This is a genomic window from Longimicrobiaceae bacterium, assembly GCA_036375715.1.
In the GTDB taxonomy this organism is placed as follows: Bacteria; Gemmatimonadota; Gemmatimonadetes; order Longimicrobiales; family Longimicrobiaceae; genus DASVBS01.
The window spans coordinates 1-11096 of the sequence record DASVBS010000041.1; the positions used below are offsets into that span (position 1 = coordinate 1).

The following is an 11096-nucleotide window of genomic DNA, read 5'->3' on the forward strand; positions in this document are numbered from 1 at the left end:
CTCCCCGCGCGGGAGCGTGGGTTGAAACGCCTTCACCCGGCCCGCGGTGGACAGGAGATCCGCGTCGCTCCCCGCGCGGGAGCGTGGGTTGAAACCTGCTCATGAGGAGGCTTGGCATTGACCGCAAGCGCGTCGCTCCCCGCGCGGGAGCGTGGGTTGAAACTCGTTTCCCGCGGCGGTAAAGGCAGCTCTGGGGGTGTCGCTCCCCGCGCGGGAGCGTGGGTTGAAACCGGGCGCCGCGGGCCAAAGGGCACTGGCAGGTCCAGTCGCTCCCCGCGCGGGAGCGTGGGTTGAAACCTCAGCGATATCCAGGCGGGTGTGATCTCGACGGTCGCTCCCCGCGCGGGAGCGTGGGTTGAAACGTTGGGTTGGAAATTTCCAACCCATAGCTGAGCTAAGGTCGCTCCCCGCACGGCGGCGTGGATCAAACCGTGGGACGACCTGCAAATTCCAAGCGCCCGAATCGTTCCCCGCGCGAGCCTCGATGGACGCGCAATCGTTGCTTATACCCACCTCAACGCATGATCGCGGCGTTCCACTCGTTCCCCCCGGCGCCCGGATCAAAAGCGGCGCAGGGCCTCCGCCAGCTCACGGGCGACGTACCCTCCGCCAGCATCGCGAGCCGATCGCGGAACCGTCCCCATCTCGAGCGCCCAGACGGCTATCGACCCCCCTCCGCCCTTCGCCAGGCAACCGCACCCACCACACCCGCCGTCCGCAACAAAACCCTGGCGCCCGTCCGCTTGAAGCCACATTGTAGTCGCAGATCGCCGGCAGCGCGCAGGTAGGCGCTGCCGGCCGCGCCTCCCAGCCTCGGCTCCGCTGCCCTGCCAGGGGCCACCAACCTTCCCCTCGTACGTCGATTCTGCCACCTAGCGGTCACTTCGAATCCGGTCATACCGGAGCATAAGCGGCTGCGGCGAGCTCTCCGGAATCCCATCCTTCCGCGGGGCCGCAGCTGACATCCATTCACCCCGTCCCCTTCATGGAGCATGGCCAACCTCCTTTTCGTCGTGCACGGCATGGGCATTCACCACCCGCCCGGCACCGGTGACGACGCCCAGCACGACTGGTGCTACGACATCCAGGAAAAGCTCGATGAGATCGCCAGTCATTACGAGGGATTCGATATGGCGGATTTCCGCTTCTCGAAGCAGGTGGAGATCGTCCCCATCACCTACGACGAGCCGTTCCGGAATCTCCTGGCAGGCTGGAATCGCGAAGCGGCGGAGCTGCAGAAGACAATCGCCGAGGAGGGTATCAAGCAGGCACCCAGCGTCATCGATTGGCTCGCGCAGGTCGATGGTCAGGCCCAGGAGACCTTTTTCTGGTCGCATGTGGTCGACGTGCTGCTCTACGAGTTCTTCAACCAGGTAGCCAAGCAGATCCGGCTACGGGTGATCGACCAGATCCTCGACGCGATCGCCGCAGCTCGGGCTAAGAGCCCCGTCCTGTACGTCACATTTCTAGCGCATAGTCTGGGAACGGCAGTGCTACACGACAGCCTGGCGCTGCTCAGTACGCAGACGCGTGCCTCCGCTCTGGAGGGCCCGGGCTTTCGCTTCAACGCCCTCTTCATGATGGCCAACGTCAGCCGCATTCTGGAGGATGAGATCGATCCGCTGCGCGTCTACAGATCGGTGGTGTGCCCGCCGAACGCGATGAACCGGCCACGTTACTTCAACAACTACTGGAATGTCCGTCATCGCCTCGACCCGATACCGGCCGTGCGGCCGTTCGGTCCTGTGGACTGGAACAGTCAGTACTACCGAGACATTCGGCTCCAGAACATCAGCCGGTTCAACGTTCACAGCTTCACCCACTACCTCGAGGATCCGGAGGTCCATCGCCCCCTGATCTCGTTCGCGGCTGGACGGAGCTCCCTGGTCCCCAAGGGGGAGCCCTACCGTCCGCCGACGCTGCCCTGCTTACAAGTGATGCAGGAATTCGAGCGCGATGCGCGCGCGCTGATGGCCATGGTCCAGGGTCAAACGACGCCCTTCGAGCTGATAAAGGCCGCCACGCAGTTCCTCGCCCTCGCCGAGAAGGCGAAGACGGCCTGCGGCCGCGACTCCCTCGACACCTGACGGAAGGTCTCCATGCGCGCGACGTCCACGATCGTCAGCCTGGCGGCTATCGCGCTGATTGCCGTAGCCCCGTTCCGGCTCGAAGCGCAGGCGACAGGGATTGATCTCATCTGCAGAAATGTCGACCAGACACGCCCTGACCAGTTCGGCCTCCCCGAGTCGTCCCCTATATCCAAGCTCCACCCGGTCAACGCGCGCGCCCGGCTGGACTCGCTGGCGAGGGACGGCCGATGGCGGGAAGCCGGGGATTCGCTCAGGACATGGTTTCGGCAGAGCACTGAAGGGCTCGGGCGGGCTGACACGGTCCAGTTGCTCGCTCAGTTGGACACGCTGATCCTGCTGATGGATGGAGCGACGCCCGAACGCGTCGACGATGCCGACGTGCTACTCGCCCCGGGAGCGGTCCTGGACTTCAACCCACAGCTCGCTGAAGGGGTTGGCTACCGCATCTTCGCGGCTACGCCTGCAGAAATCACCATCACTGAGGCGGATCCGATCGCGGTGCAGCAGGCGTTCTGCTGGACGGCCTTCTCGGCAAGCGACCTCCTGGGTCGGTACCGCGCGCCGGCGTTCCGAGCCCTGCAGCAGCGAATCAAGACTGCTCTCGCGCTCTGGGAGAGATACAACGAGAGCGGACGCTCTCAGTACCCCTGGGAGCTGTGGCTCAACGGGCTCGGCGGTGATGCGCTCGACATTCATCCCCCTCGGCGGCAGTTCATCCTCTTCCACCCGTGGGTCGGGATAGAGGCAACGGGGCTGGACGATGCGCGGCTGGACGATCTCGGCTCCGTGGTTCGCTCTACCGTAGTCCCGGTTGATCTGCTCGGATTCGTCAGGTATGACCAGACATACACCCGATACTGGGGTGCTTCGGTGACGCTGGCTCTCGGGGAGGACCGCACGCGCGGCGGAATCTCTCTGCACCTGTCGAACGGAATCAGCTTCGGCCCTACCTGGTCTCGCGTCGGTGCGCCCGACGGGCTGCTATTCTCGATTGACTTCTATGACCGTCTCGCCGGCATCCCCGCGACCCAGCAGGCAGTCGTGGAGAAGCTGCGGAACGCCGCCACCGCCGCGCTCGGCGGGTCCGGAGGCATGCCGTAGATAGGCGGCGGTTCGGTCATCACGCTCCGCGCTCACCACATTCAGGCGCGCTGTTTTCCGTCCCCGTAGAGGTCGTCCGCCATCGTCGGCAGGGAGCAAGCAATGTTCGGATCCGAGATTCTGGAGGTCGCGATCGGCGTGACCTTCGTGTTCCTTCTGGTGAGCGTCATCTGCGCCGCCGTCCGGGAGGGAATCGAGGGTTGGCTGAAGACCCGTGCCGCGTACCTGGAGTTCGGTATCCGGGAGCTGCTGCACGACCGGAGGGGAATGGGTCTCGCCGGAAGCTTCTTCAATCACCCTCTCATCTACGGGCTCTACTCGGGCGAATATCCCGGGGCTCTTTCCGCCGGGCGTCCGTCGATTCTCGCGAGAGGCGTCGAGCTGCCATCCTACATTCCCTCCAGGAACTTTGCGCTCGCATTGATGGATCTCGTTGCGCGCGGGCCGACTGACGAGACCTCGCCCAACGCGTCTGCCACTGCGTCCATTTCCCTCGACAGCATCCGCGCCAATGTTCTGCAGATCGACAACCCCCCCGTGCAGCGAATGCTGCTGGTGGCTCTCGACGCCGCGCAGAACGATCTGGGCCGCTTCCAGGCGATCATCGAGGATCTATTCGACAGCGCAATGGACCGCATATCGGGCATGTATAAGCGGTCGACGCAGTGGATCATCTTCGCGATCGGGTTCTTCGCGGCCGTACTGCTGAACATCAATGCGATTGCGATCGCCCAGTACCTCTACCGCAACGATACGACGCGCAGTGTGATCGTGGCCGCCGCTGAGGGGGCATCGCAGGATACGGGCTTCCTGCAGCGCAGCTATGCGCAGGCGAGGCAGGATCTGGCCGCTCTCCGCCTGCCGATCGGTTGGGAGGGCGTGGACTTTGGCTGGCCAGGAACGGAGCGGGTCGTATCCAGGCGAACTGGCGGCGGGACGGAGGAGGTCACCCTGAGACGCGACTGGTGGAGCTACGTTTTCTCGCCGTTGCTCGGGTGGTTGCTGACGGCCCTCGCGGCGACGCTAGGGGCTCCCTTCTGGTTCGACGTGCTCAACAAGTTCATGGTCATTCGCTCCACCGTGAAGCCGCACGAAAAGAGCCCTGAGGAGGCCTCCGAAGACCGGCAGCTGTTCGACACGCGCCGAATCACCCTCAGGTCCGAGGCGGAGAGGCCCACCGTGACACCCACGGCGAGCGGAGCAACGCCGGTCTCGCCAATCCCATCGCCTTCGGACCTCACAGCAGCTTCCACAGTCACACCAGCTTTCGTACGCCAACCAGCATTCGTGCGCGAACCAGCATCCGTACGTGCATCAGCGGACGCAGACATCCCAACGGAGTCCGACGACGATGCGCTCGACGGGTGCGACGTGGAGGTCATCGAGGCGACGCCCGACGAGGAGCTGCCCGCTGCGGAAGGAGGGGTTGCCTGAGATGCCCTACTCTCTGAGGTGGCTGCCGCAAGTGCTCAAGGATGCCGGTCTGAAGGTCGCGGTGGTGGATGGGTGGGAGAACCGCGGCCACGGGGACGTTGGGACGATCGCGGGCGTGATATGTCACCACACCGCGGGGCCAAGGCGTGGGAACATGCCCAGCCTGGGTATCCTCAAGAACGGCAGACGGGATCTCCCCGGCCCGCTTGCCCAATTGGGACTGGGACGGGATGGCACCTTCTACGTGGTCGCTGCCGGCAGGTGCTACCATGCCGGCAGCGGAGTCTGGCAGGGGATCACCACCGGTAACAGCAGCTTCATCGGCATCGAGGCGGAGAATACGGGCGGCGCCGATGACTTCCCCTGGCCGAGCGTGCAACTCGAGGCGTATCAGCGCGGGGTGGCCGCCATTCTGAAGAGAATCGGGCGGAGTGCCCACCATTGCGCCGGGCACCGCGAGTACGCGACGCCGAGCGGCCGCAAGATCGACCCGAGCTTCGACATGGAGGCGTTCCGCTCGTCAGTCGCCGCGATCCTGGCGGACGAGGCCCCGCCCCCAGTGCTCATCCCCGCGAGCGATGCCCAGGGGCGACCGACGCTCCGGCGCGGGGCTGCGGGGCCGCTCGTGGGCGCCCTGCAGGAGAAGCTGGGGGTGACTGGCCCGGACGTCTTCGGCCCCAGGACGGAGGCGGCCGTCCGGGAGTTCCAGCGGGCCCATGGACTCGTTCCGGATGGAATCGTCGGACCCCGGACCTGGACTGAGCTCGATCAGGTGGAGGAGGCCCCTCCGGGCCCGGCTGCACCGCCTGCAACCCCGAGCCTGCTCACCCAGGATCAATCGCTCGCGTGGGGGGCAAAGGTCAACGACGAGTTCCGGGAGAAGGTCAGAGCGATCGCGGGACAGATCGGATGCAGTCCCAACGATCTGATGGCCTGCATGGCCTTCGAAACGGGAGAATCGTTCGACCCGGCCGAGCGGAATCCGAAGAGCGGCGCGACCGGGTTGATCCAGTTCATGCCGGACACCGCCAGTCGGTTAGGAACGACGACCGGGGCGCTGTCGCAGATGGACGCAGTGACCCAACTGGACTACGTCGCCCGCTACTTCCTGTGGTTTTCCGGCGTGAGGACGCTGAAGGACGTGTACATGGCGATTCTCTGGCCGCGCGCCATCGGCAAGCCGGACGACTACCTTCTCTTCGCGAAGCCGTCGGTTCAGTACCGGCAGAACCGCGGGCTCGATGTGGACAAAGATGGCCGCATCACCAAATGGGAGGCGGTCGCCGCCGTCAGGGACAAGCTCAGGAAGGGTCTGCAGCCTCCCTTTGTCGCATGAATCACCGGCGCTTACTCCCCCCCCGACTGTCTGGCTACCCCCCGCGCGCTCCTCTGTCTCCTCCTTACAGAGGCTCGATCCGCGGTCGCTATGCTATGATCGAGCGTATCGGGCGCGCTCCGTCGTCGTGCACACCGCCATGCACCTCGCCGCGGTGAGGCACGCCTACGAGAGCGTGGAACGCCGCGGGCATCCGCGACCAGGCGCGATCTGGGCGACCAGCGGGCTCGCCGGCGAGGCATCCGTGGGAAGCTTCGTCGCTGGCTTCGTCGCCTTCTACTTCCTGGCCCTTCCCGCCTACCGCGTGCTCCTGTCTGGCTGCACGAGCGGCCATCGAGTTCGACTGCGATGCCCGCGTCCTGCGCGGAGGGCACGACGTCGGCCGCTACGCCCGGCTCCTGGTCGAGATCGGCGCACGCAGGTTGATCCCGTCCGTGGCGTTCGCCGCCTTTTCCGAATCGACCTCCCTTCTGGAGAGAAGGATCCGAACCATGCTGACTCCCCGGAGCCGGCGCTCGAATTCCGCGCTCGCCGTCTCGTTCGGGCTGGCGCTGGCGCTGCTCGTCGTCGCGTGTGAGGCGCCGCTCCCTCATTGCCGCCGATCGGGAGGCAGTCATTGGCGGAGGCCGAGAAGGACGTTCAGTCGCACGAGATCAGTCCGGACGCCGAAGTGGCGATCGAGCGGATCACAACGGCGGCAGCCATGGACTCCTTCCCCGATTCGATCATCCTGGAAGTGAAACCCGGGCCGACCTTCCTTCTGAATGGCATCGAAGTGCCGCGTGAGGAACTCTCGGCGTTCATTGCCGAGATCTACGCACCGCGATCGCGAAAGGTGCTCTTCGCGCGAAATGATGCGGAGCGTTCGGATGCCGTTTTCGAGGCGGCGATCGAGGCTGCTCGTGATGGTCTCGAGGAAGCCATCGCTTCCATCGAGCCACGATACAGGCCTGGCAGTGGTGAATACGTAGGTATCAAAGTGATCGACCCGGCGGCGCGCTGACGGCGCCGGGTCACTTGCTTCGACATCTTTCCACCCGCGGCTCCAGGTCCCATCCTGAATGCGACCGTAGTGACTTGCGGAACGCATTGACGTGAAGGACCTGAAATGAGTCGAGAGGATCCGGAAACTCGATCCGGGCGCCGAGGACGACCTCCTCGGTTGCGGGCTGCGTGAGACCTCCGCCGTGGGCTGATGCCGAATCCACGCAGCGCCGATAAGAAGTCGGAGAGGCTCAGGTATGCCTACCGGGTGCTCGGCTGGCGGGCGCGGAGCACCTGGAGCCACTTCGTCCGTCGGTTCAACCGGCTGGAGCTGAGTGAGAACGCAATCCTGTTCGGCTTCGCCGTGGCGATTGGCGCGGCGACTGCCCTGGGCGTCGTGGGCTTCTATCGGCTGATCGACCTCGCCTATCTCGCTTTCTACAACTGGCCGGCGAACTACTTCCCGCACCCGGTCTTCCTGGCGTACCGGCCGCTGGTCACGGGCGCGGGCCTCGCCGTGGCGTCCCTGATCATGGCCCGCATCGGGCGAGGACACGACGGCCTGAACGTGCCGGATGTGCAGCGCGCGGTGGCGCGCGAGGGTGGACGGCTCCCGCCGCGACCGGCGCTGGCGCGCACGGTCGCCAGCGCCGTCACGCTCGGGAGCGGCGGCTCCGCGGGCAGCGAGGGGCCGGTGGCCGTGCTCGGCTCGGCGCTGGGGTCGCTGCTGGGACAGGGATTCCGCTTCGACCCGGCGCGGGTGAGAGTCCTGGTGGCGGCAGGCGCCGCGGCGGGAATCTCGGCGGCGTTCAATGCCCCGCTCGCTGGAGCCTTCTTCGCGCTCGAGGAGATCCTCGGCTCGCTGGCCGTGGCCGCGTTCCCGGCGGTGGTGGTCAGCAGCGTCGTCTCGGCGGTGGTGTCGCGCGCCTTCCTCGGCAACCATCCTGCCTTCCCCATCCCGGTCGAGTACGGATATCAGCTCACCCGGGAGCTCTTCCTCTTCTATCCTCTTCTGGGCGTGGTCGCCGGGCTGGTCGCGGTTGCCTACGTGCGGACATACTTCGGCATGGAGTCGGTCGCCGCGCGGCTTCCGATGCCTCGCGGGCTGCTGCCGTGGATCGGCGGTGCGGCGGTGGGGGCGCTGGTGTTTGCCTCGGGGGGCCTCCTGGTCGGCTTCGGGCACCTGGCCGTCCGGCTCGAGGTGTTCGGCGGGATGCCCTGGTTCCTCCTGGCGCTGCTGGTAGTGGGGAAGATCCTGGCCACCTCCATCACGCTCAACTTCGGGGGCTCCGGCGGCGTGTTCACGCCGTCGCTGTACATGGGGGCGGCCGCGGGAGGCGCGGTCGGGGTCGCCCTCGTGCAGCTATTCCCGGGGCTCGGACTACGCCCTGAGCCGTACGCCCTGGTGGGGATGGGCGCCGTGGTGGCCGCCGCGACGGGAGCGCCGCTCACGGGGATCCTGATCGTGTTCGAGATGACCAATGATTACGCCATCATGCCACCGTTGATGGTGGCCACGGTCATCGCCTATACCGTCGCCCGCCGTCTGCAGCCGGACAATCTGTACAGCGGCTGGCTCCGGCGCCGCGGCGAGTCGATCGAGCAGGGGTCGGATCGCGATATCCTCGCTCGGCTCCGCGTGGCCGACGCTCTCGACCCCAACCCGCAGGTGATTGGCGAAAGGGCGACGGTGCTCGAGCTCCTGGACCAGCTCGACCGAGCCGCTCAGACCGAGTTCCCGGTCATCGATGCCGAACGGCGTTTCGTCGGCATCGTTCCCATCGGCGAGCTGGGGCGCATGGCGCGGGACGTCCAGAACCTGGACCCGGTGATCGTCGCCGCGGACCTGGCCTGCGATTGTGAGACCATCGCCCCGGACGCGTCGCTCCTGGAGGCGATGCACAAGTTGGGGGTGCGCGGCGCGTCGGTCCTCCCCGTGGTGGAGCCCGGCACCGGCCGGCTGCTGGGGCTCGTTACCCGCGCCAACATCATCTCCCTCTACGAGCGCTCCGCTGCCGCAGCGGCGGCGGGGGAGGCGGAGCGAGGCCAGCATCCAGCCTGAGGGAAAAACGCGCTACGCCGCGGTGGCGCCTCAGTGAGCGGCGCGATGTGAACGCTGATACGCAGATCCCGGCAAGGGACCGGCACACCCTCCAGCCCTGGCGTCACTCGATCGACTCCTCGGTCAGCTCCGAGAAGATCGCCTCCGCCTCGGCGAGCACCGCCTCCGTCGGCCCCGCGGCCAGCACCTGTCCGTATTCGATCACCACCAGCGAATCCGATAGCTGACGCACCTCCGTCAGGTCGTGGGTGACGAGGATCATGGGGGTCGCGGTGGCCTCCTGGATCCGGCGGAGCTCGGCGCGGAGGCGCCGTCGGGTGCGCATATCGACCGCGGCAAAGGGCTCATCGAGCAGCAGCAGGTCCGGCTCGGGCGCGAGCGCGCGGGCGAGAGCGACGCGCTGCTGCTGCCCTCCGGAGAGCTGGGAGGGGCGCCGGTCCGCCAGATCGTCGAGGCCGACCAGCGCGAGCACCTCCGCCACTCGGCGGGCTCGCAGGGATCTCGAGAGGCGGTGGAGCCCGAAGCCGACGTTCTGCTCGACGGTCAGGTGCGGGAAGAGGGCGTACTGCTGGAACAGGAAGCCGATGCCGCGCTCCCGCGGGGGGACGTTGATGCTGGCGGCCGAGTCGAACAGTGTGCGCCCCGAGACGACGATCCGACCCGATTGCGGTGTGGTGAGGCCCGCGATCGAGCGGAGGGTGAGGGTCTTCCCGGCACCGGACGGGCCGAACAGGGCGGTGATCCCCTCGGCGACGCCGAATGCGACCCGGAGGCGGAAGTCTCCCAGTCCCAGGTCGATCGAGAGATCGATGCTCACCAGCCGCTGCGCCGTCCGATGCGGGTGAGAAGCAGGAGGATCCCGCCGGTCACCGCGGAGAGGATCAGGGCGAGGTAGTGGGCGTCGGAGAGGCGGAAGGCCTGCACGGCATCGTAGATCGCGATGCTCGCCGTCCGGGTCCGACCGGGGATGTTGCCCGCGATCATCAAGGTGGCCCCGAACTCACCCATCGCCCTGGCGAAGGCAAGGGCAAGTCCGGCGAGGATGCTTCGCCAGGCGAGCGGCACGGAGACGGTGAAGAAGATCGCCATCTCCCTCCGGCCGAGGGTGCGTGCCGCCTCCTCGTACACGGGGTCCGCCTGCTCGAACCCGCCCTGCGCCGTGCGCACCAGGAAGGGAAGGGCGGCCACGACCGAGGCGATGACGGCTGCCGCGGGGGTGAAGACGATCCTGCCGATGCCGGCCGCTTCGGCGAATCTCCCGATGGGTCCGTTCCTCCCGATGAGCAGCAGCAGGTAGTAACCGAGCACCGTGGGCGGCAGCACCATCGGCAGGAGGACCAGGATGCTCACCAGGTCCCGCCCGGGAAAGCGCCGGCGAGCCAGCGCCCAGGCGAGCGGAACACCCAGGAGCAGGGCGATGACCGTGGCCAGAGCGGCCACGCGCAGCGAGAGGAGGAGGGGCGCGAGCTCCATCGGTTATCGGTCCCTCGCCTGACGGGGTGCGCGTCCGAACCCGTGCGCTTCGAGGATCGCCTGCCCCTCGTCGCTCAGGACGTACTCGAGGAATCGCTCCGCGGCGGGGTTGTCGCTGCGCTCCAGGATCCCGGCCGCCTGGCGGATGGGCGTGTGCAGGCTCGGGTCGATGAGGCTGAGCTCCGTCCTCGTCGTGTCGACCACGCTCCGCGCGACGAGGGCCACGTCGGCGTTTCCGGTCTGCACGAGCTGGTAGGTCTGCGTGATGTTCTCCCCCTGTACGATTCTCGGTTCGACTGCGTCCCAGACGCCCGCCTGCTGCAGTGCCTCGCGGGCCGCCGCGCCGTAGGGCGCGATCTCGGGATTGGCGATCGCCACGACCTCGTAGCGGCTGTCCGCGAGCTGCTGCAGCGACGCGAGGCGATCTACCCCGTCGCGCCAGACGAGCACCAGCTGCCCGACCACGTAGGTGCGCACGGACGTCCGGCGGATCGATCCGCTGGTGACCAGCCGCTCGATCGTCTCCTCGTCGGCGGCGAAGAACAGGTCGGCGGGAGCTCCGTTCTCGATCTGCGCCGCCAGGCTACCGGTCGCTCCGAGAGCGAGATCGACGGCC

Annotated in this window: 9 protein-coding genes and 1 CRISPR repeat array; of the genes, 6 read left to right on the plus strand and 3 right to left on the minus strand. The window is 66.9% G+C overall.

Annotation, left to right across the window (positions count from 1 at the left end; all coding sequences use genetic code 11):
- Nucleotides 1-431: direct repeats of the CRISPR family, unit length 28 nt; unit sequence CTCCCCGCGCGGGAGCGTGGGTTGAAAC.
- Between the two features lie 561 nt (nt 432-992).
- The 6 genes from VF167_08200 (at nt 993) to VF167_08225 (ending at nt 9007) form a co-directional block, all read left to right on the plus strand.
- Nucleotides 993-2087 carry a hypothetical protein gene (locus VF167_08200; protein HEX6925397.1) on the plus strand — a complete coding sequence of 365 codons (1095 nt, stop codon included), beginning with the start codon at nt 993-995 and terminating at the stop codon, nt 2085-2087.
- Nucleotides 2088-2099: 12 nt separating this feature from the next.
- On the plus strand, nt 2100-3191 hold the full coding sequence (locus VF167_08205) for a hypothetical protein (GenBank protein HEX6925398.1): 1092 nt from the start codon (nt 2100-2102) through the stop codon (nt 3189-3191).
- A 102-nt stretch (nt 3192-3293) separates the two neighbouring features.
- Complete coding sequence (locus tag VF167_08210; protein HEX6925399.1) at nt 3294-4625, plus strand: hypothetical protein; 1332 nt, start codon at nt 3294-3296, stop codon at nt 4623-4625.
- 1 nt (nt 4626) lies between these two features.
- Entirely contained in the window at nt 4627-5961 is a 1335-nt protein-coding gene (locus tag VF167_08215; protein HEX6925400.1) for an N-acetylmuramoyl-L-alanine amidase, read from the plus strand.
- Nucleotides 5962-6577: 616 nt separating this feature from the next.
- Nucleotides 6578-6964, plus strand: coding sequence for a hypothetical protein (locus tag VF167_08220; GenBank protein HEX6925401.1), 387 nt, complete (start codon nt 6578-6580; stop codon nt 6962-6964).
- A gap of 192 nt (nt 6965-7156) precedes the next feature.
- Nucleotides 7157-9007 (plus strand): chloride channel protein, encoded by a 1851-nt coding sequence (locus VF167_08225; protein HEX6925402.1) that lies wholly within the window; start codon nt 7157-7159, stop codon nt 9005-9007.
- 103 nt (nt 9008-9110) lie between these two features.
- Here the strand turns inward: VF167_08225 and VF167_08230 are convergent, their stop codons facing one another.
- The 3 genes from VF167_08230 to modA form a co-directional block, all read right to left on the minus strand.
- A complete protein-coding gene (locus tag VF167_08230) occupies nt 9111-9824 on the minus strand; it encodes an ATP-binding cassette domain-containing protein (protein ID HEX6925403.1) in 714 nt (237 codons plus the stop codon).
- Entirely contained in the window at nt 9821-10480 is a 660-nt protein-coding gene (gene modB / locus VF167_08235) for a molybdate ABC transporter permease subunit (protein HEX6925404.1), read from the minus strand. The genes VF167_08230 and modB overlap by 4 nt, the downstream gene beginning before the upstream one ends.
- Nucleotides 10481-10483: 3 nt before the next feature.
- A partial coding sequence (modA, locus tag VF167_08240) for a molybdate ABC transporter substrate-binding protein (protein HEX6925405.1) occupies nt 10484-11096 on the minus strand: 613 nt, incomplete at its 5' end.

What these genes read in the sequence shown, in the direction of transcription:
- VF167_08200 (HEX6925397.1), top strand. Translation starts at nt 993, where the DNA reads ATGGCCAACCTCCTTTTCGTCGTGCACGGCATGGGCATTCACCACCCG.
- VF167_08205 (HEX6925398.1), top strand. Translation starts at nt 2,100, where the DNA reads ATGCGCGCGACGTCCACGATCGTCAGCCTGGCGGCTATCGCGCTGATT.
- VF167_08210 (HEX6925399.1), top strand. Translation starts at nt 3,294, where the DNA reads ATGTTCGGATCCGAGATTCTGGAGGTCGCGATCGGCGTGACCTTCGTG.
- VF167_08215 (HEX6925400.1), top strand. Translation starts at nt 4,627, where the DNA reads ATGCCCTACTCTCTGAGGTGGCTGCCGCAAGTGCTCAAGGATGCCGGT.
- VF167_08225 (HEX6925402.1), top strand. Translation starts at nt 7,157, where the DNA reads ATGCCGAATCCACGCAGCGCCGATAAGAAGTCGGAGAGGCTCAGGTAT.
- modB (HEX6925404.1), bottom strand. Translation starts at nt 10,480, where the DNA reads ATGGAGCTCGCGCCCCTCCTCCTCTCGCTGCGCGTGGCCGCTCTGGCC.